We start from the raw sequence: 26,020 nt of genomic DNA on the forward strand, positions 1-26,020 counted from the left end.
CGTGTTCCTGTCGTGGCGAGAGGGGAGTAGCACCCGGTGACTCGAGTATGGACAGCGCTTCTGTGTTCCAGCAATAATCCATAATTCACTTTAATGTTGCCTTCAAGGCAATGCTGGAGGCGTGATGAGTCTGGTGCAGGATCGACGTATCAGTCATTTCCATGAGGCTGCCAGACTCGGTAGCGTGCGCGCGGCGGCGGATTTCCTGAATGTGGCGCCTTCCGCGGTCAGTCGACAGATCACCCAGCTGGAGCATGAGCTGGGCATGCCGCTGCTTGAGCGCCATCGCCGCGGGGTCAAGCCGACGGAGGCGGGCGAGCGGGTGCTGGAGTATTACCGGCAGCGTCTGGCGCAGCAGGAGGTTCTGCTCGAGTCGTTGCAGTCATTGAAGGGGCTGCAGAGCGGCTCGCTGGTATTGGCGATCGGTGAGGGGTTTATCGAGGGGCTGGCGGGGCCATTGAGTCGTTTTTCCGCGCGCTATCCGGGCATCGAACTCAAGGTGAATCTGTGCGGGACCAATGAAGTGATCCGGCAGGTGGTCGAGGACGAAGCGCATCTGGGACTGGTGTTTCACCCGACTCGTGATCCGAAGATTCGCACGCACGTCTCGCGGCCGCAGCCGGTGTGTGCGGTGGTCAATCCGCAGCATGACTTGGCTCGACAGTTCGGGGGGCAGCCGCTCGGGGGGCAACAGGTCGGGGCTCAGGAAGGCTCCAGGCGGGCGGCAGGCAAGGCCGAGCCGCTGTCGCTGGCGGCACTGGCCAGTCACTCCCTCGCCCTGCCGGAGGTGTCATTCGGCATCCGCCAGATCGTGGCACAGGCCGAACATCAGGCCGGAGTGATGCTGAGTCCGACCTTGACCTGCAACGCCCTCGCCATGCTCAAGCAATTCGCGCTGCATGGCGGCGTGACGCTGCTGCCGGAATTCGTGGTCTCCGAGGAGGTCACCGCCGGCCGCCTGTGTCGAATTCCACTGCAGGAAGCTCAGTTCGTCACGCCGCATGTGCAGTTGATCAGCCGACTGGGCCGTCAGTTGAGCGATGGCGCCAGTCGGCTGTCGAGCCTGTTGCAACAGGACATGACGGCCTTCAGCCCGTCGGAGGGGGGCTCAGTCGGTCAATCGCGCTGACGGTGAGGGATTCAGTACAGAATTGGCGCGCAGGCGTTCGGCGGCAAAATCCAGGAAGGTGCGGACCTTGGCCACCGCGCCGCGCCCCTCACTGTGCAACAGGTGGATCGGCAGCGGCGGTGGCTCGAGCTCCTCCAGTACGGCCTGCAGGCGACCCGCGGCGAGATCCTCGCCGACCTGATAGGACAGCACGCGGGTGATGCCCCAACCACTGCGGGCCGCCTCGATGCAGGCGGCAATGCTGCTCATCGTTAGCCGGGGGCTCACTCGTATGGCGTGTTCTCCTGCGCGACCGAAGCGCCACTCCTTGCTGGCATTCATGTTGCTCGAGGCAACGATGCGCTGTCCGGCCAAGGCCTCCAGCGAGTCCGGCGTGCCCTCGCGGGCGAAATAGCTCGGTGAGCCGCACACCACGCGCCGCACGCTGCCGACTCTCAGTGCCGAAAGCCCCGAGGAGGGCAGGGAGCCGATACGCACGGCGATATCGAAGCCTTCCTCGATCATGTTGACCACGCGGTCCACCATGACCACCTCGGCGCGCATCTCGGGGTAGCGTTCGAGGTATTCCATCAGCAGTGGCATCACATGGAGACGGCCGAATTCGGTGGGACAGGTGATGCGCAATACGCCAGTGGGGCGTGTCGCGGCGCCGCTGACACCATCCTCCGCTGCCTGAAGCTCCGCCAGGATACGCCGTGCATCCGTCAGATACCGCTCACCGATCTCGGTCAGGCGCACGCGACGTGTGGTGCGTGTGAACAGACGTGCGCCCAGGCGGGCTTCCAGGGCATTGATGCCGCGTGTCACCGAGGGGGCGCTCATGCCCAGCGCTCGGCTGCCTGCCGCGAAGCTTTCGGCGTCCGCCACGGCCACGAAGACCTCCAGTGTCTGCAGTCGATCCATCTGTGGCTCCCATTGGCGTTGATTATTGTCATTATCTGGAATGATCAATTGTGTCTGCTGAGGATTCTAGCAGCCAGATGAGGAGAGTAGTGTGGGGATGTGTTTGATCACCCCAACCGCTGGAGCCTCTTTCATGTCAGCCAATCTCCCCCGCCATCCCTTGCCACCGTTCACGCCAGACACTGCGGCACGCAAGGTGCGTCTTGCCGAAGATGGCTGGAACAGCCGTGATCCCGAGAAGGTAGCGCTGGCGTATTCGCCGGACACCCGCTGGCGCAATCGCGCCGAATTCGTGACCCGCCGTGATGAGGTGGTGGCCTTCCTGACCCGCAAGTGGGCAAGCGAGCTCGACTACCGCCTGATCAAGGAGCTGTGGGCCAGCGCAGGGAATCGGATCGCCGTCCGTTACGCCTATGAATATCGCAATGACAGCGGGCAGTGGTTTCGCGCCTACGGCAATGAGAACTGGCAGTTTGATGAGCAGGGGCTGATGACCCATCGCCACGCCAGCATCAATGAGCACCCCATCGCGCAGAGCGAGCGCAAGTTCCATTGGCCATTGGGGCGCCGACCGGATGACCACCCCGGGTTGAGCGATTTCGGCTTCTGAGTCGTCATTGCCTGCCACGTTTCCTGCAGCGCACTGCGCTTTGCCGCTCTCGGCTCTTTCCTCTTTGCTTTTTCCTCACATTGTCAGGTGAATCATGAACCCACGCTTTGCTGCCGCGTCAGCGCCCATCCGTCTGTTCCGCAATCCGAAGTCCGGCCACTGTCACCGCGTCGAGCTGATGCTTGCGCTGTTGGACATTCCCTATGAGACGGTGGACCTCGACATGGCCAACGGCGCGCACAAGGCGCCCGACTTCCTCAGGATCAGTCCGTTCGGGCAGGTGCCGGCCATCGAGGACAATGGCGTCTTCCTGAGTGATTCCAACGCCATCCTCGTCTATCTGGCCCAGCGCTATGACGGCGAACGACGCTTCATGCCCGGCGACGCCCTGGCAGCGGCCCAAGTGCAACGCTGGCTCTCGGTCGCGGCCGGCGAGATTGCCGCTGGCCCCTGCACGGCCCGTCTGGTGACCGTCTTCGGTGCCCCCTTTGACCACGAGCAGGCCATCGCCCGCGCGCATGCCCTGTTCGCCGTCATGGAGTCCCATCTGGATCAGCGGCAATACCTGGTGGAGGAGCGCCTGACGTTGGCCGACATCGCGGGTTACAGCTACATCGCCCATGCACCGGAAGGGGGTGTCAGCCTGAGTCCTTATCCCGCCATTCGTGGATGGCTTGCGCGTATCGAAGCCGAGCCGGGCTTCGTGGGCATGGCGACGAGCCCGGTACTGGCCTGAGCCCCACCGTCATTCTGAGGGTTTGTCCATGAATGAGCATCGGCAGGTGTTTCATGCAGGTGAGCGACGTGTCCAGGCTCGCGCAGGCGTGTCGGAGCATTATCTCGAGCAGGTCGCCCCCTACGTGCGCGACCGCATGCCTGAGCAGCATGTCGCGTTCTTCGCGAGTCTGCCGGTGCTGTTCATGGGCGTGCCTGACAGCGACGGCTGGCCGTGGGCGGTGGTGAGCCTTGCGCCGCCCGGGCAGCTTTGCAATGCCACGCCCGCTGAGCTGCAGGTGCATGCACGACCGGCGCTGGGGAAATTGCTGGGGCTGGATTTCACTCCCGGTACCAGGATCGGCGTGCTGGGGCTGGATCTGGCCAGTCGGCGGCGCAATCGCCTGAATGGCACCCTGCTTGCCCCTGAAGCCGTGGCGGGCATGGCGCCCGATGGGCTGCGGATCGGGGTCGATCAGAGCTTCGGCAACTGTCCGCAATACATCCAGCAACGTGAGATCGACTGGGCTGCCGAGCAGGCGAAAGCGTTGGTCAGCCGCGAGGTGGCACTCAATGACGAGGCGACATGGAACGATGAAGAGGCGCGCGCCTTGCTGGCCCAGGCGGACACCTTCTTCATCGCGACCCGCGCAGGCGAGCTGGACGATGCTGCGCCCAACGGCGTGGATGTCTCGCATCGTGGCGGCAGGCCAGGCTTTCTGCACCTGAATGCCGACGGCAGCCTGTCGTTTCCCGATTTTGCCGGCAATCGCTTCTTCAACACCCTGGGCAATATCGAGCTGGATTCCCGCGTCAGCCTGTTGATTCCCGACTTCATCACGGGCGAGGCGTTGGTGCTCAAGGGGCATGCCCGGGTCGACTGGACCCCCCAGCGGGCAGCGCTGGTCGCGGGCGCCGAGCGCATCGTGGATGTGGTGCCGGAGCAGGTACTGCATGTCGAGCATGCCTTGCCGGCGCAGGGGCGTCTGATCGAACTCTCGCCGTCGCTTGAGCAGACCGGTGACTGGCCGGCCCCTGACGAGGCGCCCGTACCCTTGCGTCGTCTGAGCGTCATCGACAAGGTGCGCGAAAGTGACTCGATCACCTCCTTTTATCTGGCGCCATGGCCGCTAGCGGGGCAGGAGCGCGAACCGGCGGAAATCGACGCCTATCACCCCGGCCAGTTTCTGACCCTGCGTCTGGCCTCTACGCCACGCAAGCCCTTGTCCTGCGGCGAGATCGCGGTGATGCGTAGCTACAGCATTTCGCAGGCCTGGCGGGCGGGACAGAGTGCCTATCGCATCTCGGTACGCCGCGACCCCAAGGGACTTGCCTCACGATTGCTGCATGATGAATTCGCGGTGGGCGATGTGCTGGAAGCGACACCCCCGGCGGGGGATTTCGTGTTGCAGGACTTGCCAGCATCTTGCGTGCTGCTGTCATCCGGCGTCGGCATCACGCCGATGATCGCCATGCTGGAGGCCTTGATACAGCAGGCAGAAGCGGGGCATCCGCCGCTCGGCGAAGTGGTCTTCCTGCATGCCGCGCGTGATGGGCGTGAGCTGGCATTTCTCGACACGCTGGAGCGCTGGTCGCGCGCCCATGCGTGGCTGCATCTTCATATCGCCTTGTCGCGCCCGAGTGCGGCGGATCTCGTGGCCGGGCGGCATCAATCTGTGGGCAGATTGGAGCTGGTGAGTCTGGCGGGCAGCCTGCCGGAGCTTGCCTCCAGCCATGTCTATCTATGTGGCTCCGAGGGCTTCATGCGAGCGCAATATGCCGCCCTGCTGGCGCTGGGGTTACCGCGTGAGCAACTGCATCACGAATTCTTCGGGCGTGGTTCGCTGGAGGAGGGGGAGGCAACCGCGGTTGCGCTATCGGCAGACTTCCAGACGAGCTTGCCGGAGCGCACTCGGGTCACCTTCACGCCTCGCGTGGCACCCGGGCAGCCATCGGCCAGCGACGTGGGCATCACACGACAGTGGACACCCCAACAGGGCAGTCTGCTTGAGCTGGCCGAGCAGTCAGGCGTGAATACCCAGTCCAGTTGCCGTGCCGGGCGCTGTGGCAGCTGCGCATTGCGACTGGTCGCGGGTGAGGTCAAGTATCCCGAGCCGCCACAGGCTGGCGTGGCTCAGGGGCAGGTTTTGATGTGCTGTGCCTATCCGGCCAATGATCAGCCGCTGGTCATCCAGACGCTTTGAGCTGCGTCGTCGGGCGCGAATGGCTCGGTGTGAATGGCTAGGCATGAATGATAGGGCGCGGCTGACAAGCTTGAGGAGAATCAGTGAGATAGCGATAGGTCAGTTCATGGTCCTGACAAGTGGCTGGCGGTATAGTACGAAGGGTGTGTCATTTATCCGAGCCTGTCGCAGCTTGTTGCCCGCTCGGCATCACAGACAAGGATTTTCACGATGGCTTCATTTCGTATTCTGACGCATCCCGAGCACGGGACGCGTGCCGTCAAGATCGGCTGGTCATGGCCGGCGTTCTTCTTCGGCCTGTTCTGGGCGCTCTACAAGCGCATGTGGCTGCTGGCGGCCAGTCTGTTCGGCTTCATCGTGCTCAGCTCGGTCTTCATTCCGGCGACGCAGGGAGGGCAGCTGATCTCCAATATCCTGTTCCTGGGCCTCAACTTGACCATCAGCCTCAAGGGCAACCTGTGGTACGCGAGCCTGCTGGAAACCCAGGGCTATCAAGAGCAGGCCCAGGTCTCGGCGCGCAATCCCGATGATGCGCTGGCCGTGTACGCCAATTCGCAAAAGGCCTCTGCTGCCGATATCCGCGATCATGAACAAGGCGGCGCTGACTCACGGGATCAGGACTCATGGGGCGATCAGCGTGACGAGCGGGAGCGCAAGGATGGCAGGGGTGACAGAGTTGAAAGAGATGAAAGAGATGACGACGACAACGGCGATGGTGGCGCCAGTGGCAAGGGCGGCGGCAACGCCACAGGCACCTTCATCGGCTAAGGGCCGGACCGGGAAGAGATGAGGCGATGAACCTTCAAGGACGATTGACGCGCTGGAACGATGACAAGGGCTTTGGCTTCATTACCCCGGCGTCAGGTGGCAAGGATGTCTTTGCCCATATCAGCGCCTACCAGGGGCGCGGGCGACCCAAGGCCAGCGCGCAGGTGCACTATCAGTTGGGCATGGATGACAACAACCGCCCACGTGCCATCCGCTTTCGCACCCATGGAGCCGGAGCTTCCACCACCTCTACCGGGGTGTGGCTTGCATGGTTGGTGGCGTTAGCCGTGATGGTCGTACTCGGAGCGGGCTGGTGGCAGGAGCGTCTGCCATGGATGTTGCCTGCAGCGTATCTGGGCATGAGCCTGGTGGCGTATCTGGCCTATCGAGTCGACAAGCAGGCGGCCGCACAGGATGAGTGGCGCGTGGCCGAGAGCACCTTGCACCTGATGGAGCTTGTCTGTGGCTGGCCGGGCGCGCTGATCGCCCAACAGAGCCTGCGTCACAAGACGCGCAAGACAAGCTACCGGTTCGTATTCTGGTGTGCGGTATTGCTCAATATCGCCGCCGTGAGCTGGCTGACTCTCTCGCCGGATGCCGCGACCCTTCGTGATCTGCTCGGCTTTCCCGTCATGGCAGGCGAGGCCATGATCAGGTGGTCATGAGCGGATAATCAAGCGCCGTTATCGAGCGCATGACAACGCAAAGGGGGCCTATCAAGGGCCCCCTTTGTCGTTGTTGCTCACTAATGTTTACCAGTAGAGCACGCTGGCCATCAGAACGGTGCGAAATCATCCTGTTCGGCGCTCGAGGCAACCCAGCGGTCTCTGGCAGGTATCGCCCGGCGTTGCGCGCCCTGTGGCGGTATCTGGCCTCGCTCACCATACAGCCACAGCACCAGGTTGGAGCGCTGGCCGCTGGTGATCGGCTGCGCGGCATGCGGCACATTACCGCGATGCAACATGGCCGAGCCGGGCGTGAACGAGAAGCGCACTGCGTCTCCGCTAGCGGCGTCCAGAACGTCCAGTTCAGAGCCCTCGAAGGTCTCGTCGGGCAGGTTCATGTTGATGTTGAGGGTCACGGACGAGGCGTCGGTATGCGGCCGAATCGAGGCGTCCGTGGTGGGCTGGTAGTGGATCGAGAAGCCGAAGGACTGGCTGTCGTAGCCGATGATTTCCGGGAACAGCAGCCGCGAGATCGGGCGCATGTAGCTGTCCAGCAGTTGCTGATAGAACGCCTGGAAACTCGGTGCCGCTAGATAGCCCTCTGAGCGACGGTCGAGCATGGCGCCGCGTCGGTTGAGCACGATACCGTAGGGCGGGCGCAGCGGAATGCCGGCGTCCCATGCCTGTTCCAGCATGTTGCGCAGATCAGCAATGCGCTCGACATCGAAGAGCTGGAACTGATAGACGTCAGTGGCGACTTCTGTCATCAGCGCCTTGACGTCCGTCTCGCGCTCGGGATTCTCCCACGCCTGCTTGACGGCAGTGCGCAGCGCCTCGTCGATCAATCCACTATCGAGGATGGCGAGGTCGTCTTGCTCGACGGCTTCCCATTCACGCCAGGCGTCACTCAGCAGCTGACGATGGCTGTCCCAGAATTGCTGGACGGAGGGGGCGCGCCGCAGCATGGCTTCGCGGGAAGGAAGTTCGAGCTCGCGGGCCTGCTGCAACCGGGTCTGCTGTAGTCGGGTAGGGGGCAATACAGAATGGGTCATGGGATGTCTGCTCCAGAAACTTGCGACATGAAGGCTGCCGTTTCGGCGATGTTGGGCAATTTATTACGCCGTGCCTTGTTGATAAACAGGCCCCTGGAGTAAACACATTCAATATTATGTTGATGACCTCCACACGACAGCAGGCCCGCACACAATGCGGGCCTGCTGTCGTTTGCCAGAGTGTGACGAGGCGCTCTGTCAGCTCATCAAGCCGTCGACCACCCCCAGGCCGTGGAAGGCGATCATGCCGATAATGCCAGCGAAGATCACGTAGTAGAGTGTCGGCAGGATCGTCTTGCGAAGCGTGACGCCTTCGCGGCCCAGGAGGCCGACGGTGGCCGAGGCGGCTACCACGTTGTGGATGGCGATCATGTTGCCGGCAGCCGCGCCGACCGCCTGGAGGGCGACCATCATGGCGCTGGAGATGCCCAGAGCCTGGGCGACGTTGAACTGGAAATCGGCCAGCATCAGGTTGGAGACGGTGTTGGAGCCAGCGATGAAGGCCCCGAGGGCACCGACACTCGGCGCGAACAGCGGATAGATATCGCCCACGCTATCGGCGATGAACTGCGCCATCGCCACCGGCATCGACACCAGATCCGCCTCGTTGACGCCGGAGTTGATCAGGATGCGCACCATCGGAATCGTGAACAGCAGCACGAAGCCTGCGCCGAGGATGGTGCGGCTGGATTCGCTGACAGCAGCACTGACGTCTCGCATGCGCATGCGGTGCAGCACGATGGTCAGCAGTACCACGACCACCAGAATACCGCCGGGCAGGTACAAGGGCTGCAGACTGCCGGAGATGTCAGCCTCCCCGAGAATGCCGCTCCAGCCGAAGCTCCACGAGGTCAGCGCCTCCTTGATCGGCGCGATGACGCGCGACATCACCAGCAGCACCGCGAGCAGCACATACGGCAACCACCCCATGCCGACCGAGAGCGGCTTGCGGCCCTCGACGGGCTCAAGCGTCATGTCCAGCTTGCCGATCCACTCCGCGGGCCAGCTGTCAGCATTCGGGAAGTCCCAGGTCCGGCTGGGCAGCAGGAAGCCCTTGCGCGCCGCGGGTACCACGATGGCGAGCCCCACCATGGCGCCGATCATCGACGGGAATTCCGGCCCCAGCAGCATGCCTGCCAGTACGTAAGGCACCACGAAGCAGACACCGGCGAACAGCGCGAAGGGCGCGACTTCCAGCCCTTCACGCCAGGAGCGATTGGCGCCGAAGAAGCGCACCATCACCGCGACCATGATCAACGGCATGCAGATCCCGATGATGCCGTGGGTGATGGCGACTTCAGAGGTCACCAGCTGGAAGTAGGCGTCCCAGCTCGAGCCATTCGCGGCCAGTGTCTCGCTGACACCGGCCTTGTCGAGGCCACCGGAGACCCCGACCACGATCGGCGTGCCGACCGCACCGAAGGAGACCGGCGTCGATTGCACCATCATGCCCACCACGACCGCGGCCAATGCCGGGAAGCCCAGCGCCACCATCAAGGGGGCGGCGACGGCGGCAGGGGTGCCGAAGCCGGAGGCACCTTCGATGAAGCAGCCGAACAGCCAGGCGACGATGATGGCCTGTACGCGGCGGTCCGGGCTGATGCCGGAGAAGCCGTTGCGTATCGCGGCAATGCCGCCGGAATGCTTGAGGGTATTGAGCAGCAGCAGGGCGCCGAAGATGATCCACAGGATCGCGACCGTCAGTATCAGCCCTTGGAATGAAGAGGCCAGGACACGAGTGAAGGTCATGTCCCAGGCCAGCAGGGCGATCAGGGCAGTGACCACGAAAACGATGGGCATGGCGAGGCGGGCGGCCATGCGAAAGCCGATCAACAGCACCCCGGCTAGCAGCAATGGCACGAAGGCCAATAGTGCCAATAGCGACTGATTCATGTGCAGCACTCTCCCTATGTTGCGTGGCGCCCCATGTTGCGTGGCGAACGTCGTTTTATAAGACTTTGTTGTTGGTGGGTGCGTGGTTATGTCGCACCTGACGCTAGCTCAAGGTAAGAGAGTCCATTTGTTTCTGCTACTTGAGGTCATCTGGTATTACCAGTGATGATCACGAGGTTTATTTGCGCCAACTCATTGATAGTCAATGACTCTGTGAGGTGTCGCAGCCCACTCATCACGCGCAGCAGGTCAGTTTATTAGACTAAAAGGCGGCAGTTTACCGGGTGAGAGGCGTCTACTTCCTGAGCGTGACAGGAAGGGCATCCGGCCAATGACATCTGCATGCCACGCGCTTCACGTGCCCAAAGCGCCCCAATAGAAGGAGGAATGGCGAACAAGAAGATGGTCGGGTGGGGGTGTCTTGCGCGCCATAAGGGCGGCTCACGCCTTGCTGGCTTGCGTGAATCCCCTTTTTCTGGTGGTTGTCATTGTCTCGAGATGATGGGCGAAATGAAGCCCTGTTCAGGCAAGGATATATCCACTGATTATTCAAGAAGTCGCGCACGATTCAGTGACAAGTCACTTGTGGCCGTCATGTCTGTCATGCATTGGCGACAGGTATTCAAGTTTAACTTTCGTTGGCTGATTGAGAATAACAATTGGATACCATTTAAATAAAAGAAAGTACAAATAAGCCGGCTGTGTATATTTACAGGGTGTGGGCCTGTCTTGTTACGCTGTCTTTCCTCAATCAATCACGTCTATGGAGAGCGCATGGCACAATGGGGCACGTTATTGGTCATTCTTGCAGCCCTCCAGTGGGGGATTACCGGTGGGCTGGGAAGTCAGTTGATGTCGTGGGGCTGGCAGGCCGAAGTCATTTCGTTCTGGCGCGCCATGGTGGGGTTCATCTGCATGCTGGGCTGGATGTTTCTGCTGGGCTATCACAAGCGCCCGGCCGACTCCACGCGGGGTCTGTTGGGGTGGTCATTGTTGGCGGGGCTGGGTGTCGCCGGCAATTTCATGTTCTATTTCAAGAGCGTCAATGAAAGCAGCGTCGCGGTGGCTGCCACGCTGATGTACAGCGCGCCCATCTTTGTCTATATCGCCTCTTTCCTGGCGCGGGTCGAGAAACCGACGCCGGTCAAGTTGGGGTCGATCGTGGTGGTGATGATCGGCATCGTATTGCTGACAGGCGTGCTGCAATCCGGCTCTGCCTCTGTCACCCCATTGGGCATCGCCTTTGGCTTGTTGGCGGGCGTGTCTTATGCCGTGTTCATCTTTGCCTTCAAGTCCGCTTCGCGGCATGGCAGTGTGCCGGGCATCCTGGCCATCGCGCTGGGCTTGAGCACCTTGATCATGGTGCCGTTCACGGACATGGGACAGGCGATTGCAGTGCCCTTCGCCGATGAGTGGTGGGTCTTCATCCTGTTCGGGCTGGTGGGCGGTGGCCTGTCCTTCTATTGCTATATTGCCGGGCTGCGTCATAGCTTGCCGTCGGTCGCCTCCATCGTCGCCATGATCGAGCCGATCACTGCCACCCTGTATGGCCTGTTGATTCTGGGACAGGGGCTGGATGCTATGCAGATAGGCGGCATGGCGCTGATTCTGCTCGCGATCACGGTGCTGAGCCTGGCGCAGAATCGCCCGGATGTGTTGCTGCGCATGCCGCTAGGCTTGCGCAAGGACACCTCAAGAGATGCGCAGGCGAAGCAGACGGAACAGACAAGTCAATGACGCCTATTGAGTCCTGAACTGATGTCTTCCTTCTGCTCGCGATCGTGATGAATGCCGCGCGGTACACGATGCGCGAGTCTCGATGGCATTAGTGAAGGGATGAAGGGGCCTGAAACACGACAACGCCTCGTCAGCTTGGCTGGCGAGGCGTTGTCGTGTTTACGGTTGTCATGAGCTCGGGCGTGCTGGATCTGCCCCGCTGTCAGCTATCGCTGAGTACGGCGGCAAGTTCTGGGCTCGGGCGGCTGGCGTTGACGAAGAAGTCATTCATCGTCAGCAGCAGGTACTTCTTCATCATGTTCTGGGCCGGCAGGAAGATGCGATCACCGAAGTCGAAGTTGCCTGCCTGGTGCGGCACGGAGTCCTGAACGGCGTAATCCTTGCTGAACAGCAACTGCTCGTTCTTGTCGTAGAGACGATACTGGACATCGAAATCGGCAATGATATCGAAATCTTCATTGGCGACACCGAAGGTCAGCAGATTCTTGGTCAGGTTCTGGGCGATCAGGTAATCAAGATAGACAGGGCCACGATTCTCATGGGCCTGGATTTCCACCTGCAGGCGGTAGTCGCTGGCACGTGCATCATGGGTGATGCGCGAAGACGCGGGCAGTTGCTCACGCAGCAATTGATTGAAGTGAGTCATTGCCGGTGAACAGGCGCGCGACAGCTTGATGTTGCCCAGTGGTTGCATGGCCTGTTGGGCTGCGCCGGAAAACAGGTTGGCCTGTGGCTGGCTGTAATAGACGTCGGAATAGAACACCTTGTGCTGGTAGGCCTGCGCCTCCACCGGCGTGACCTTCGGGACATCGATCTGCGCGCGCGACACACAGCCGGCCAGCACCATGAGGGCAATGCCCGCGGTAGCGAGTTTCATCAATGGCATGGGCATTCGAGTGACGGGCATATGACGAATTCTCGGGCGTGGCGAAGTTGTCGCTCACCGTAACATGCGCATGTCACAAGGCTAAACACGGGCCAGACAACGCCTTTCAACCATTGTTAACTTTTGTTGAATATTGTTGCATTTGTATATGTGAAGAGTCGCAAGAGGCGCCAGCTCAATCGAACCAGCGCTTGAGCGTCGTCTCCGCGCGCTCGGAATGCTCCGGCTTGATATGTGCGGCGACGATGGCGACGGCGCCTGCCATCAGCGTCAGGTCATCGGTGTAGCCAAGCAGCGGCGTGAAGTCGGGCAGGCCATCGATGGGTGAGATGAAATAGCCCAGCGCCCCATAGATGGTGGTGCGCGCCCAGAGAGGCGTATCGGGGTCCTGGGCAGCGAAATACATGCGAAATGCAGGATTGAGCACGCGCTTGCCGGCCTTTCTGGCGGCGCCGCTCACCTTGCGCCAGAAGCCGGCCTCCGAGTAGTCCTCGGTATGGGCGTCGAGGGCCTCCTGGTGTGGACGGCTGTCATCGCCCGTCTGCGCTAGTGGATCCGGTGCTGGCAGCCTGAGTGTCTCAGGCGGCTCGGCGGCGATGATGGTCTCATTCGTCATGGCGCTGTCTCCGTCATCTGAAGGTGTCGGCAATGGCTGCCAGTCTCATACCCTGAGCTTTGGGCCTTACTCTATCATGTGACTTTGAGCGGGTTGCGTCGTTCCATGGTTCGCTCCGTGAGTCACTTCGGCAATCGCTCCATGTGTCATTCTGTGGAGCGCTTTGTGAGCCGCTGCGTGCTGGCAATGGCAGACAGAAAGACGCCGCCTCCTCACCCTTATCGATTGGGCAAGGAGGCGGCGTCATTTTTGGTGATCAGGCACAGATCAGCATCAAAGGTTCAGGCGGGCAGGTCGAACAGCAGGGCGTGCAGTCGCTGGGCATCGCTGAGTACGAGTCGTGATGCCTGATCCAGCGTCGCGGCGTCGCCTGCGCCCAGCGAGACACTATGCGCATCGTCCCCGCTCAAGCGCGTGGACCCCTCGATCACGTGCAGATAGTAGCGGCGCCTTGCGTCCAGCGGCAGTTCCAGTGCTGTGCGCTGCTCGTCATCTCCTTGCAGGCCGATGCGATACATCCGGGCATCTTGATTGATGGCCAGCACCCCAGGCGCGGCTTGCGCCGGTGGTGCGATCAACAGGGTTAGACCGTCGCGGGCGGCGAAGGGCTGCTGCTGATAGCGCGGCGGCAGCCCCTTGGCCTGTGGCGTGATCCAGATCTGCAGAAAGTGCAGTGGCTCGCGGGACGAGGCGTTGTACTCACTGTGCTCGATGCCCGTCCCGGCACTCATCAGCTGGACTTCGCCCACCCCCAGGGTGTGTCGTGAGCCCATGCTGTCGCGGTGCTCGATGCTGCCTGACAGCACATAGCTGATGATTTCCATATCGCTGTGCGAGTGCGGATCGAAGCCCGCGCCCGGCGCCACGCGGTCATCGTTGATCACGCGCAGTACGGAGACGCCCATGTGAGCCGGGTCGTAGTAGCTGGCGAAGGAGAAACTGTGGCGGCTCTCCAGCCAGGCGAACCTGGCATGGCCGCGCGCATTGCCGGGACGTAACGTGAGCATGGCAACCTCCTGAGACTGTGCGGGCGCGCATTGAGTGATGAATAGCCAGCCTTCAGCGGGCTTATGAATCGTGCCTGGCCGGGCTCAGCAGGCGGTCGAGTGACAGCTTGCCGCCGCCGGTGATCGCCAGGCTCGCTGCGATGGTCAGCAGTGCCAGCGCGTATTCATAGCCGTTGTTGCTCGCGAACAGTCCATTGCCGATATGCACGGTCAGGATGGCGACCAGCATGGTGAAGGCCAGCACGGCAGCCGCCGGACGTGTCAGCAGGCCGATCAGGATCGCCAGTCCGCCGAAGAACTCGCCACTGCCGGACAGCAGCGCCATCAGGTAGCCCGGCTCGATACCGATGGAGGCCATCCACTGACCGGTGCCTTCCAGACCGTAGCCGCCGAAGGCGCCGAACAGTTTCTGTGAACCGTGGGCCATGAAGATGATGCCGGTCGGGACGCGCAGCACCAGGCTTGCGAGGCTGGAATCGGTGGTCATCAGGCGAGAGAGGGCGGACTTGAACATGTGTGGCTCCATTGATCAGGGGATATGAGGTCTTTCAGATCAGTGTCTTTGATCGATGGAGCTACTATAGAATGAGGCTTATCAAAAAAATAACGGAGGATTCTGGTCTCAATGATCAGAATTTTTGAATCATGGTCTCACCCATCACACTCGACGCCCTGCGCGTGCTGGATGCCATCGAGCGGCGGGGCAGTTTCGCCGCGGCCGCCGAGACGCTGCATCGCGTGCCCTCGGCGATTTCCTATTCGGTCCAGAAGCTGGAGGAAGAGCTGGGCGTGCCGCTGTTCGATCGCTCGCGGCGCAAGGCCGAGCTGACCGATGCGGGCCACCTGGTGCTGGCGCATGGGCGGCGCATTCTGCTGGCCACCGAGGAGATGACGGCGCTGGCGCGTCAGGCGGGAGCCGGCTGGGAGGTCGAGCTGCGTATCTGCGTCGATACCATTCTTGATCCGGACGCGCTCTATCCGCTGTTGGAGGAATTCCAGGCCATCCAGCCGCGCACGCGGGTGGTGTTGAGCGAGGAGGTGATGGCGGGGGCCTGGGATGCGCTGCATGACAATCGCTGTGATCTGGTGATCGGCGCGCCCGGTGAGCCACCGGTGTCTGGGCTTGCATGCCGGCGGTTCGGCGCAATAGAACCGGTCTTCGCCGTGGCGGCAGATCATCCGCTGACCCGGCTGGCGCAGCCGATTGCCATCGAGGCGCTGCAGGAATATCCCACCGTGATCGTGGCGGACAGTTCGCGCAGCCTGCCCGGCCATTCTTCCGGCTTGCTGGATGGCCGCAGCCAGATCATCGTCAAGACCACGGCGCAGAAGATCGAGGTCCAGCGCAAGGGGCTGGGGGTCGGCTATCTGCCGCTGCATCGAATCCATCGCCAGTTGGAGGAGGGCAGTCTGGCACTGCTGCAGCTGGAGACGCAGCGCGCGCCGATCGATCTCTCGCTCGCCTGGCGCAGTGGCCGTCAGGGCAAGGCGCTCAAATGGTTCCTCGAGCGCCTTGCCGCCCCCGGCATGGGCGAAGCCTTCGGGCTGTTGCCGCGCGCGCCGGCGACTGACTTGCGCGGAGACTGAGCCGAGCAGACGCCCTCAGCCCCAGTCGAGCACCACCTTGCCCGACTGACCGGAGCCCATGATCTCGAAGCCCTGCTGGAAGTCTTCGACGCTCAGTCGATGGGTGATGATGGGCGAGAGATCCAGCCCTGACTGGATCAGGCTGGCCATCTTGTACCAGGTCTCGAACATCTCGCGGCCGTAGATGCCCTTGATGGTCAGCCCCTTGAAGATGACCTTGGTCCAGTCGATGGCCATCTCGCCGGGCGGAATGCCCAGCATGGCGATCTTGCCGCCATGATTGATGACATCGAGCATCTGCTCGACGGCGGAAGGCACGCCGGACATTTCCAGCACCACATCGAAGCCCTCATGCATGTCGAGCTCCGCCATCACCTCCTTCAGGGATTCGCGGCTGACATTGACGGTGCGGGTCGCGCCCATCCGCTCGGCCAGTGCCAGTCGATAGTCATTCACGTCGGTGACCACCACGTGGCGAGCCCCGATATGGCGGATGACCGCCGCCGCCATGATGCCGATGGGCCCGGCACCGGTGATCAATACGTCCTCGCCGACCACATCGAACGCCAGCGCCGTATGCACGGCATTGCCGAAGGGGTCGAAGATGGCCGCCAGGTCATCGCTGATCTCATCCGGCAGCTTGAAGAGGTTGTAGGCGGGCAGTGCGAGGTATTCGGCGAAGGCGCCGGGACGGTTGACGCCCACGCCCTCGGTATTGCGACACAGATGTCGACGCCCGGCGCGGCAGTTGCGGCAATGGCCGCAGGTGATGTGCCCTTCGCCCGAGACACGGTCGCCGATCTCGTAGCCACGCACCTCGCTGCCCAGCGCGACGATCTCCCCCGCATACTCATGACCGGTGACCATCGGCACCGGCACGGTCGCCTGCGACCACTCATCCCATTGATAGATGTGCATGTCCGTGCCGCAGATCGCGGTCTTGCGGATCTTGATCAGCACATCGTTGTGGCCGATTTCCGGTACGGCCGTCTCGGTCATCCAGATGCCGGGTTCGGCCTTGAGCTTGGCCAGCGCCTTCATGCATCACCTCCCGGCGTGGAGTCGATCACGCCCATCTCGCGGCCGATGCGCGTGAAGGCGGCAATGGCGGTCTCGATCTGTTCCGGAGTATGCGCCGCCGAGATCTGGGTGCGAATGCGCGCCTGTCCCTTGGGCACCACCGGGTAGGAAAACCCGATCACGTAGATGCCGGCCTCCAGCAGGCGATTGGCGAAGTCGCCCGCCAGGCGTGCATCGCCGATCATCACCGGAATGATGGCGTGACCGGCACCCGCGAGGGTGAAGCCGGCCTCCTGCATGCCACGACGAAAGCGTTCGACGTTCTCCCAAAGCTTACGGCGCGCCTCGGCGCTGTCCTCGACCTTGTCCAGTGCCTTGAGAGTCGCCGCCACGATGGGCGGTGCCAGCGAGTTGGAGAACAGATAAGGGCGCGAGCGCTGGCGCAGCCACTCGACGATGGGCCCGCGCGCGGCCGTCACGCCGCCCGAGGCCCCGCCCAGTGCCTTGCCGAAGGTGGTGGTGATGATGTCGACCTGATCCATCACGTCATGGTATTCGTGGCTGCCACGCCCGTTGGCCCCCACGAAGCCGGTGGCGTGGGAGTCATCCACCATCACCAGCGCATCGTAGCGTCTGGCGAGCTCGCAGATGCCCTTGAGGTTGGCGATCACGCCATCCATCGAGAAGACACCGTCGGTGGCGATCAACTTGAAGCGTGCACCGGCGGCATCCGCCTCCTTGAGACGGGCCTCGAGTTCGCGCATGTCATTGTTGGCATAGCGATAGCGGCTTGCCTTGCACAGACGCACGCCATCGATGATGGAGGCGTGATTGAGCGCATCGGAAATGATGGCGTCTTCAGGGCCGAAGAGTGTCTCGAACAGGCCGCCATTGGCGTCGAAACACGAGGAATAGAGGATGGCATCGTCCATGCCGAGAAAGGCCGCGAGGCGTTTTTCCAACACGCGATGCTGATGATGAGTGCCGCAGATGAAGCGCACCGAGGCCATGCCGAAACCATCACGCTCCAGCGCCTGCTGCGCGGCCGCGATCAGCTCGGGGCTATCGGCAAGGCCCAGGTAGTTATTGGCACAGAAGTTGATCACCTCCGCCCCTTGCCCCTCGTGTTCACCCCCGCCCGCGACCCGCAGGCTGGCACGCTGGGGCGAGGTGATCTCGCGCTCCTGCTTGTAGAGACCTTCTTCATGCAGCTCATTGATCTGACGGCTGAGGTGGTCGTGGAAACTGGCTGGCATGCGTCGCTCCTGTGGTCCGTCACACTGTCGGGTGTCACCGCTGGGCTCGGTCTGCTTGAGCCGTCTTGTTCGCAGAGACGGTCAACCTGTTACTGACAGCATAGTGGTCTGCCAGAGCGTATGCCGACAAGGGCGCGTGAGCGTCGGGGGAGGGAAAGGGTCTGCAGCAGACGTGACACGGCCCTGCACCTCGTTAGAGGGCAGGGCCGTTGTTTTGGACAGACTGCATTGCGTCAGTGCGCGCTACGATGCCTCTCACGCCATGGCGGTTCAGCGCTGGGTGAGTGGCGCCGGTGCCGGGATGGCGCGGGTGGCGCGATCACGGCGTACGCGGATCACGAAGGCGATTACCAGCGCGAAGATACCGAAGGCGACCGGGATGGCGGCGACCGAGATCAGGCTCAGCAGGGTCTTGTAGACATCACCGCCCAGCCAGCTGACCACGACGGCCAGTGCCGCCATGGAGACGATCCAGAAGGCGCGTGAGCGTTTGACGGTCAGCATCTCGCACACCAGTCCCGCGGAGTCGGCGCTGGTGATGAAGAACAGCAGGATGTTGAGCGTCAGGATGAGGGACAGCAGGCCGCTGCTGTCGATGGTGTCGATCAGCTTGAACACGTCATCGACGCCCAGGCTCAGACTGCCGAGCCCGAAGACCACGAACCACAGGCACGAGAACAGGGTCGGCACCAGCATCACGCCCAGCACCATGCCACGCAGGGTGCGGCCCTTGGAAATGCGGGCGATGAAGACGCCGGTGAAGATGAACCAGCCATACCAGGCCGCCTCGAAGGCATACAGCCAGTCTGCCAGCCATGTCTTGCGCTCCGGATCGCCCAGGCCGATATCGGTGGCCATCGCGGGGTACTTGAGCAGGTATTCCGGCACCAGGCGCACGAAGGTGGAGAGGATATCGCCGGGCACGGTCAGCACCAGCACGCCGAGCATCAGGATGATCGCAAACAGGGTGTTGTAGTTGCTCAGCCACTTGATGCCGCGCTTGAGGCCCGAGGTGGAGGAGATGATGGCGCACACGGCCAGCACGCAGATGATCAGGGTCGGGCTGAATTCGATGCCGACCAGCTTGACCAGCCCCTGCTGGATCGGGGTGGTCGCGTAGGTGAAGGACAGCGACAGGCCGATGACGGTGGAAACGACGAGGCTTACCAGGTTCAGCTTGCTCCACAGGCCGTTGCCCAGCAGTTCTTCGGCGGGCTTGGCCATCTTCATGTTGTACATGGCGTGGGCGAAGAGCGCGCCGATGGCCAGATAACCGGCCCAGGCGAGCAGGCCCCAGTGATTGAAGGCGTTGAGCAGCGCCATGTCGGTGCTAAGGCCGGCATCGGTGTGATATTTGGGTTCCAGCACGCCCCAGGTGAGCAGGCCGATGCCCATGCCGGTGGCGAACAGCATGCCCATCCAGCTCAGGGTATGGAATTCAGGGTCGCCTTCGCCGAAGCGCAGCTTGCCCAGCGGGGTAAAGCAGACCACGACCAGCAGCAGCGAGACGGCAAAGGCCGGCCAAGTGAACAGGAAGCCGAAGTTGCCGATCACCGAGCCCTTGATCAGGTCGAGACTGGCCAGAAATCCTTCGGGAAACAGGGCGGCGGCACCGATCAGCAGCGCGATCACGCAGACGGTCGCGACCGAGGTCAGGTACTGCTCCTTGCCACAGGCCGAGTTTCCCAGTCCGCAGATGTCGTCAGCGGAGTGCGCGTTCTGTTGTTCATGATTTGACTGTCCAGAGACGGACTGTTCAGACGCGGATTGATCAGAAGCAGGCTGTGCAGAGGGCGAGTGGTGGGTCATTGTGCGAGTCCTGATGTTGTTATTGTCGTGGCTGGCAACGTGATGCGGGGATGAGATGACGCGTTGAAGAGGCCGATGCTGAGCTCCTGTGAATGGCAAGGACCTCATAAGACTATCCGTACTGGGTAAGCAGTTTTGGATATGCACGACAACTAATTGGCTTGTTGCGACATGAGGGCCCACACCAGCGCGATATCGGCAGGCATAAGCGTGATGTGTTGCTCAACGCGACTCGCCGAGCCGCTCCTATCACGGGATGGCTCGGCGAGTGGAGGTTGGCAGGGCCTGTCTGGCAGAGCATGTCATGCCAGTGAGGCTTCATGTGGGGACTGACACAAGTCCACCAGCCTCAGCCTCAAGAGCTCAGGCCTGTCCTCTGTCCGGCTTCGGCTTGCCGAGTTTCATGAGGGCGATGCCGGATTCCTGGCATAGCGCCACCAGAAGGCCCAGCGTCATCGCCACGATCACGAAGCTCATCGGCAGGGCGGCAGCCATCAGGATGGTCTGCAGCGCCTTGAGCCCGCCCGCCATCAGCAGCGTACCGGCCACCAGCCCGATGCAGATGCCCCAGAAGATACGGTGGCGCGCCAGCGGTTCTTCATCGCCCAGCGACAGGATGGTCGTGACCACCAGGGTGCTGGAATCCGAGCTGGTCACGAACCAGCTGATCAACAGGAAGATCAGCAGAGACGACAGGATGACGCTCAGCACGCTGTTGCCCGCCAGGGCATCGGCGGTGGCGAACAGCGCTTCGGGCAGGTTCCAGTTGCGCACCAGCGTCATCAGCTCGCCGCTGCCGGCACCCATGCTGGCCGTCAGCTCCTGATACAGGCCGGTACCGCCGAACAGCGCCTGCCAGATGAAGATGATCAGCGGCGGCGCTATCAGCACGCCTAGAATGAATTCACGCAGGGTGCGACCCTTGGAGATGCGGGCGATGAACAACCCGATGAACGGCGCCCACGCCAGCCACCAGGCCCAGTAGAAGATGGTCCAGCCGACCTGCCAGCTGTTTTCTCCCGCGGTCTCGGCGACCCACAGCCCCATCGGCACCACATCGCGCAGATAGGCCAGCAGCGTTTCGCCGAACAGCGAGATCAGCCACAGCGTCGGGCCACCGATCAGGAAGCTGCCGACCACGAGGACCGACACGCCGATGTTCAGCTCGGAGATGAAGCGAATCCCGCGCTTGATGCCGGAGACCGCGGAGGCGATCGAGATCGCACTGATCGCGACGATCAGCGCCAGCTGAGTGCCGATGCCGGCATCCAGACCGGTGAGGCGATTGAGGCCCACCGCGATCTGGCTGACGCCCAGGCCCAGTGAGGTGGCGATACCGAACACGCAGCCCAGCACGCCCATGATGTCGACGGCATGGCCGATCGGGCCGTAGATGCGATCACCGATCAGCGGATAGAGCGCGGAACGCAGCGCCAGCGGCAGTTTCTTGCGATAGGCGAAGTAGGCCAGCGTCATGCCGACCATGCCGTAGATCGCCCAACCATGCAGCCCCCAGTGGAAGAAGGCCACCTTGAGCGCCTCGACGGCGCGGGCGTGATCCATGGCGGTCGCGCCGGCCAGATCCGCGTGCGGGTTGTTGGGGTAGCCGAAGCCACCGGAATTGTCGAAATAGAACATCGGCTCCGCGACACCGAAGAACAGCACGCCGATGCCGACACCTGCCGAGAGCAACATCGAGATCCAGGTGAAGCGCGAGAATTCCGGGGCGCTGTCCTTGGGACCGAGGCGCAGGCTGCCCCACGGCGAACACACCAGGACCAGCGACAGGGCGATCATCGCGACCACCAGCACCAGGTAGTAGGTGCCGAAGGTATGTTCGATCCAGCTGCGCGCGGCACCGAAGATGGCGGCCGCCCCATCGGGTGAGAGACCGGCCCCGACGACGAACGCCAGCAACAGGCCGGCCGAGGTCAGGGTCATGCCCTTGTGCATGCCCTTGAGCGGGCCGCTGGTTTCCACCTGGATATGTGCCGTGAGGGCATTGTTCTGCGAAGGGTGTGGTGCGGGATCACCGAGTGGATCATGGTCTGTCGCTGCCATGAGAAGACTCCTGAATTGTTGTAGTTGTTGAGTGAGCTGTCGTTCTAATTGCTGTTTGAGCGTCGCTTCTGCTGCGGCCTGAGTGCCTTGAGGCTGATCACATTGAGGCCTGGAGAGCGGAATCGGCACGGGCAGGCCGGTGGCTAAAGTGGGGGATGGTGTTCTCGATCAGGCCAATGCCGGGGGTAGCTAATCTCGAGAACGCCAAGAGTGTCATGCGTGCCTGGCTGGGCACTTTTGCTGTCAGTGTCCTGTCAGCAGCGCAACCGGCTGTCAGGCCGAGGGTTGCGCCTTTCCAGACTAGTCAGGTGCGGTGTGGGGACGTTGGAGGCAAGCGACACCTGCTTGCCACAACACGACGTGAAGAGCATGCAAAAGACGCCAGAAATGACAATGCCCGCTCAGGTGTTGGCCTGAGCGGGCATTGGTGATGCGTGGGTGACACGATTGTGACGCTAAGGTCACGCGATGCTGATGCTGTGATCACACACATTCTAATAAATGCGGGCCAGTAGGCCTGTGATTCCGGTGCAAGTGCCGAGAGCGCCACGCTGCCCTCTCTACGCTTGCGTCATGGAGCCTTGCATTACGAAATCACTGGAAGATCGCCTAGCCCGCGTTGGTCTGGCTGACCGCTCGCGGCGTGGCTTGCGGGCCGGTCTTCGGCTGACGACGCGACGTGATCATGCTGCGTGATTCATCGACCAGCGCGACCAGTAGGCCAAGCGTCATGGCGAGGATCACGAAGCTGACCGGCAGGGCGGCCGCCATCAATACCGTCTGCAGCGCCTTGAGCCCGCCTGCCATCAGCAGCACCGCCGCGACGGAGCCGATGCAGACACCCCAGAAGATGCGGTGACGCGGCAGCGGGTCTTCATCGCCCATCGACAGGATGGTGGTGATGACCAGGGTGCTGGAGTCGGAGCTGGTCACGAACCAGCTGATCAGCAGGAAGATCAGCAGTGACGTCAGCACGGTGCTGAGAATGTCATTGCTCACCAGCGCATCGGCGGTGGCGAACAGTGCCTCTGGCAGATTCCAGTCGCGAATCATGCCCATCAGCTGGCCGGTGCCCGGGCCCATGGCCGCGTTCAGCTCCTGATGCAGGGCGGTGCCGCCGAACAGGGTCTGCCAGATGAAGATGATCAGCGGCGGGGCGATCAGCACGCCAAGGATGAACTCACGCAGGGTGCGGCCCTTGGAGATACGCGCGATGAACAGACCGATGAACGGCGCCCATGCCAGCCACCAGGCCCAGTAGAAGATGGTCCAGGCATCCTGCCAGTCGCGCTCGACCGGCGTGCTCGCGACCCACAGCCCCATGGGAATGACGTCACGCACGTAGGAGACAACCGTCTCGCCGAACATGCTGATCAGCCACAGGGTCGGGCCACCGATCAAGAAGCTGCCGACCACGATGACGGACACGCCGACATTCAGCTCGGAAATGATGCGGATGCCGCGCTGGACGCCGGAGACCGCCGAGGCGATGGAGATGACGCTGATGACCGCGATCAGCACGACCTGGGTGCCGATACCCGAGTCGATACCGGTCAGGCGGTTGAGGCCGACGGCGATCTGACTGACGCCCAGCCCCAGTGAGGTGGCGATACCGAACACGCAGCCCAGCACGCCCATGATGTCGACGGCATGGCCGATGGGGCCATAGATGCGGTCACCGATCAGCGGATAGAGCGCGGAGCGCAGTGCCAGCGGCAGATTGCGACGATAGGCGAAGTAGGCCAGCGTCATGCCGACGATGACATAGACCGCCCAGCCGTGCAGGCCCCAGTGGAAGAAGGCTTGCTTGAGAGCGTCGACGGCACGGGCGTGATCCATCGCCATATGGCCGGCGAGGTCAGCGTGCGGATTGTTGGGGTAGCCGAAGCCGCCGGAGTTGTCGAAGTAGAACATCGGTTCGGCGACGCCGAAGAACAGGATGCCGATCCCGACGCCTGCCGAGAGCAGCATCGAGATCCAGGTGAAGCGCGAGAATTCGGGGCGGCTATCCGGCGCGCCCAGGCGCAGCTTGCCCCAGGGGGAGAAGACGAGGGCAATGCACAGGCCGATCAGACCGACGATGGTCACCAGGTAATAGGTGCCGAAAGTGGATTCGATCCAGGCGCGCGCGGCGCCGAACAGGCTGGAGGACAGCTCGGGTGCCAGGCCGGTGGCGAGAACGAAAAGCAGCAGCAGGCCGGCGGAGGTCAGGGTCATGCCCTTGTGCATGCCCTTGAGCGGGCCGGAGGTCTCGACGCGCAGGCTCAGGTCCGGCGAATGGTAGCGCTGAGAACCGACGACTGCCGCGGCGCTGTCGTCAGAGGTAGTGTTGTTATCGGTGGCGTTTTTGGTACTGGCGTTTTTGGTACTGGCGTTTTTGGTACTGGAATTGTCAGGTGAGGCGGGATCAGGCTGAGGTGGGGTCACGCAATATCTCCTGTTCGAGCTGGTCGTAGGGCCAGCGTTCCCTGTCGCGGTCACGGCGGAATGACCGTTCATCTATCGCGAAAAATTGTTGTCGATAAGGCAACGAGATGAAGGCGTGAATGCTTGTCGAGAGGCGCGGGAAGACGCTAACTTCCTCAAAGCATTACAATATATTATGAATGGAATTGATTTTGATGGCTACAGCTTCTGGAAAATTGGCTGTGTCGCAAGAGCGTGTTCGCCAGCGGGCCCATTCGGTCACGCAGACGCATTGGCAAGGGCTATCGCGCAGGGGTGTCGCGGCTGTCCGAGAAGCAGAAATCATGCAATGATATTCTTGACGTGATGCGACCATTGATTGCCTGTATGCGACAATGTTGGCCATCTGTGGGACGCTTTCGGGATAACATTCCGGCAGTGCAGGGGCGTGAGCGGATCCTGCACCTCAGGTACTTGCCCTCACGACGTCATTGACGCTGCTTGCGCTCAGCCGCCGGGCAGGGCGGATTCACCTTCTCACTCTCTGGAGCCACTGCACGATGCGACTCGATTACCTCGGCCCGCTACCGGAAACCATCGGGTTTCTCTTGCTGCCACGCTTCTCGATGATGGCGTTCTTCGCGGCCGTGGAGCCTCTGCGCATCGCCAATCGCATCAGTGGCAAGCCGCTGTTTCGCTGGCTGCTCATCAGTGAGGATGGCCAGCCGGTCACGTCTTCCAGTGGCATGACGCTGGTCGCCGACCACAGCATTCTCGATATTCGCTCCTTGCCTTCGCTGGCGGTATGCAGCGGTTTCGAGCCCGAGGCGCACCTCAATCGCGCCTTGACGGGCTGGCTGCATCGTCTCGATGGCGGAGGCTGTGTGCTGGGCGGCCTGGATACCGGCTGTTTCCTGCTGGCGGCGGCAGGACTGCTGGACGGCGAGCGCGTCACGCTGCACTGGGAAAGCCTGCCGGCGTTTCGTGAGCGCTTCCCGACCATCAGTACCTCGGATGAGCTGTTCGAGCTGGGCGCGCGGCGCTTTTCCTGTGCCGGCGGAGCAGCCGCGATGGACATGGCGCTGGATGTGATTGCCCGCCGGCACGGCACGGCGCTGGCGGTGGATGTCTCGGAGCAGCTGGTACACGACCGCATGCGCACGCGGACGGACCAGCAGCGCATGACATTGGCGCGCCGCCTGGGCACCCACAAGCGCCAGCTGGTCGATGCGGTCGCCCTGATGGAGCAGAACCTGGACACCCCCTTGTCGCTGGAGGAGCTGGCGAAGCGCTGTCGCGTCTCGCTGCGCCAGTTACAGCGCCTGTTCGAGCAGGAGCTGTCGACCTCGCCGCGGGCCTGGTACCTGCGGCTGCGCCTGGAGCGGGCGCGGCATCTGCTCAAGGAAACCGACCTCGATATTCTCTCGGTCGGGCTGTCGAGCGGCTTTACCTCCAGCTCCAGCTTCTCGCGTGCCTACCGCAACCACTTCGGGCATTCCCCGCGCCAGACGCGCTGAGGTCTGGCCAAGGACGCTGCTTTCAACACAAGGGCGCTGCTTTCAACAATTGCTGCAAGTTCGTGCGCCACCTTGCCTGCGTTCGGCTCTCACCACTGGCTTTTGTCGGTGATCCTCATGCGGCTGTCATACCCGCGTGTCAAAAACGTGATCTGATGGGAGAGGCTGCCAGAAAGCGGG

21 protein-coding genes are annotated in these 26,020 nt (G+C 62.3%); 9 read left to right on the plus strand and 12 right to left on the minus strand.

Annotated elements, in window-relative coordinates; genetic code table 11:
- Nucleotides 1-124: 124 nt before the first annotated feature.
- Nucleotides 125-1,129 (plus strand): LysR family transcriptional regulator, encoded by a 1,005-nt coding sequence (locus QD280_RS06680; RefSeq protein WP_279838712.1) that lies wholly within the window; start codon nucleotides 125-127, stop codon nucleotides 1,127-1,129.
- On the opposite strand, the gene QD280_RS06685 is transcribed toward QD280_RS06680, so the two are convergent.
- Complete coding sequence (locus QD280_RS06685; RefSeq protein WP_279838713.1) at nucleotides 1,109-2,032, minus strand: LysR substrate-binding domain-containing protein; 924 nt, start codon at nucleotides 2,030-2,032, stop codon at nucleotides 1,109-1,111. The two genes, QD280_RS06680 and QD280_RS06685, sit on opposite strands and share 21 nt — an antisense overlap.
- 133 nt (nucleotides 2,033-2,165) lie before the next feature.
- On the opposite strand from QD280_RS06685, the gene QD280_RS06690 reads away from it, so the two are divergent.
- The 5 genes from QD280_RS06690 (at nucleotide 2,166) to QD280_RS06710 (ending at nucleotide 6,993) form a co-directional block, all read left to right on the plus strand.
- Nucleotides 2,166-2,642: a nuclear transport factor 2 family protein gene (locus QD280_RS06690; protein WP_279838714.1), complete on the plus strand. Its 477-nt coding sequence runs from the start codon at nucleotides 2,166-2,168 to the stop codon at nucleotides 2,640-2,642.
- 94 nt (nucleotides 2,643-2,736) lie between these two features.
- Nucleotides 2,737-3,378 carry a glutathione S-transferase gene (locus QD280_RS06695; protein ID WP_054557151.1) on the plus strand — a complete coding sequence of 214 codons (642 nt, stop codon included), beginning with the start codon at nucleotides 2,737-2,739 and terminating at the stop codon, nucleotides 3,376-3,378.
- Nucleotides 3,379-3,406: 28 nt separating this feature from the next.
- On the plus strand, nucleotides 3,407-5,560 hold the full coding sequence (locus QD280_RS06700) for a pyridoxamine 5'-phosphate oxidase family protein (RefSeq protein ID WP_279838715.1): 2,154 nt from the start codon (nucleotides 3,407-3,409) through the stop codon (nucleotides 5,558-5,560).
- Nucleotides 5,561-5,770: 210 nt separating this feature from the next.
- Complete coding sequence (locus QD280_RS06705; protein WP_279838716.1) at nucleotides 5,771-6,328, plus strand: DUF2628 domain-containing protein; 558 nt, start codon at nucleotides 5,771-5,773, stop codon at nucleotides 6,326-6,328.
- A gap of 26 nt (nucleotides 6,329-6,354) precedes the next feature.
- Nucleotides 6,355-6,993 (plus strand): cold shock and DUF1294 domain-containing protein, encoded by a 639-nt coding sequence (locus QD280_RS06710; protein ID WP_279838717.1) that lies wholly within the window; start codon nucleotides 6,355-6,357, stop codon nucleotides 6,991-6,993.
- Nucleotides 6,994-7,103: 110 nt separating this feature from the next.
- On the opposite strand, the gene QD280_RS06715 is transcribed toward QD280_RS06710, so the two are convergent.
- On the minus strand, nucleotides 7,104-8,045 hold the full coding sequence (locus tag QD280_RS06715; protein WP_279838718.1) for a 2OG-Fe(II) oxygenase: 942 nt from the start codon (nucleotides 8,043-8,045) through the stop codon (nucleotides 7,104-7,106).
- Between the two features lie 198 nt (nucleotides 8,046-8,243).
- Nucleotides 8,244-9,938 carry an L-lactate permease gene (locus tag QD280_RS06720; protein WP_279838719.1) on the minus strand — a complete coding sequence of 565 codons (1,695 nt, stop codon included), beginning with the start codon at nucleotides 9,936-9,938 and terminating at the stop codon, nucleotides 8,244-8,246.
- A gap of 774 nt (nucleotides 9,939-10,712) precedes the next feature.
- Here QD280_RS06720 and QD280_RS06725 point away from each other — a divergent pair.
- Nucleotides 10,713-11,675, plus strand: coding sequence for a DMT family transporter (locus QD280_RS06725; protein WP_279838720.1), 963 nt, complete (start codon nucleotides 10,713-10,715; stop codon nucleotides 11,673-11,675).
- 202 nt (nucleotides 11,676-11,877) lie between these two features.
- Here the strand turns inward: QD280_RS06725 and QD280_RS06730 are convergent, their stop codons facing one another.
- The 4 genes from QD280_RS06730 to QD280_RS06745 form a co-directional block, all read right to left on the minus strand.
- The gene (locus QD280_RS06730) at nucleotides 11,878-12,561 is read right to left on the minus strand and encodes a hypothetical protein (RefSeq protein WP_279838722.1); all 684 of its coding nucleotides are present in this window, start codon (nucleotides 12,559-12,561) and stop codon (nucleotides 11,878-11,880) included.
- Between the two features lie 175 nt (nucleotides 12,562-12,736).
- Nucleotides 12,737-13,177, minus strand: coding sequence for a YkvA family protein (locus QD280_RS06735; RefSeq protein WP_279838723.1), 441 nt, complete (start codon nucleotides 13,175-13,177; stop codon nucleotides 12,737-12,739).
- Nucleotides 13,178-13,458: 281 nt separating this feature from the next.
- Nucleotides 13,459-14,184: a pirin family protein gene (locus QD280_RS06740; RefSeq protein ID WP_279838724.1), complete on the minus strand. Its 726-nt coding sequence runs from the start codon at nucleotides 14,182-14,184 to the stop codon at nucleotides 13,459-13,461.
- Between the two features lie 61 nt (nucleotides 14,185-14,245).
- Nucleotides 14,246-14,698, minus strand: coding sequence for a DoxX family protein (locus tag QD280_RS06745; RefSeq protein WP_213114470.1), 453 nt, complete (start codon nucleotides 14,696-14,698; stop codon nucleotides 14,246-14,248).
- A gap of 131 nt (nucleotides 14,699-14,829) precedes the next feature.
- Here QD280_RS06745 and QD280_RS06750 point away from each other — a divergent pair, with 131 nt between their 5' ends.
- Nucleotides 14,830-15,771, plus strand: coding sequence for a LysR substrate-binding domain-containing protein (locus QD280_RS06750; RefSeq protein ID WP_279838725.1), 942 nt, complete (start codon nucleotides 14,830-14,832; stop codon nucleotides 15,769-15,771).
- 15 nt (nucleotides 15,772-15,786) lie between these two features.
- Here QD280_RS06750 and tdh read toward each other — a convergent pair whose 3' ends face one another.
- The 5 genes from tdh to QD280_RS06775 all read right to left on the minus strand — a co-directional run bounded on the left by tdh (nucleotide 15,787) and on the right by QD280_RS06775 (nucleotide 24,344).
- The gene (gene tdh / locus QD280_RS06755; RefSeq protein ID WP_279838726.1) at nucleotides 15,787-16,812 is read right to left on the minus strand and encodes an L-threonine 3-dehydrogenase; all 1,026 of its coding nucleotides are present in this window, start codon (nucleotides 16,810-16,812) and stop codon (nucleotides 15,787-15,789) included.
- Nucleotides 16,809-18,047: a glycine C-acetyltransferase gene (locus QD280_RS06760; protein ID WP_279838727.1), complete on the minus strand. Its 1,239-nt coding sequence runs from the start codon at nucleotides 18,045-18,047 to the stop codon at nucleotides 16,809-16,811. Before QD280_RS06760 ends, tdh begins: the two co-directional genes overlap by 4 nt.
- Nucleotides 18,048-18,317: 270 nt before the next feature.
- Nucleotides 18,318-19,856, minus strand: coding sequence for a BCCT family transporter (locus QD280_RS06765; protein WP_279838728.1), 1,539 nt, complete (start codon nucleotides 19,854-19,856; stop codon nucleotides 18,318-18,320).
- Nucleotides 19,857-20,219: 363 nt separating this feature from the next.
- Entirely contained in the window at nucleotides 20,220-21,917 is a 1,698-nt protein-coding gene (locus QD280_RS06770; RefSeq protein ID WP_279838729.1) for a BCCT family transporter, read from the minus strand.
- A gap of 609 nt (nucleotides 21,918-22,526) precedes the next feature.
- Nucleotides 22,527-24,344, minus strand: coding sequence for a BCCT family transporter (locus QD280_RS06775; RefSeq protein WP_279838730.1), 1,818 nt, complete (start codon nucleotides 24,342-24,344; stop codon nucleotides 22,527-22,529).
- Between the two features lie 539 nt (nucleotides 24,345-24,883).
- On the opposite strand from QD280_RS06775, the gene QD280_RS06780 reads away from it, so the two are divergent.
- Nucleotides 24,884-25,840, plus strand: coding sequence for a GlxA family transcriptional regulator (locus QD280_RS06780; RefSeq protein WP_279833153.1), 957 nt, complete (start codon nucleotides 24,884-24,886; stop codon nucleotides 25,838-25,840).
- Nucleotides 25,841-26,020: the final 180 nt, after the last annotated feature.

The sequence above is a fragment of the Cobetia sp. 1AS1 genome, assembly GCF_029846435.1.
Classification (GTDB): Bacteria; Pseudomonadota; Gammaproteobacteria; order Pseudomonadales; family Halomonadaceae; genus Cobetia; species Cobetia amphilecti.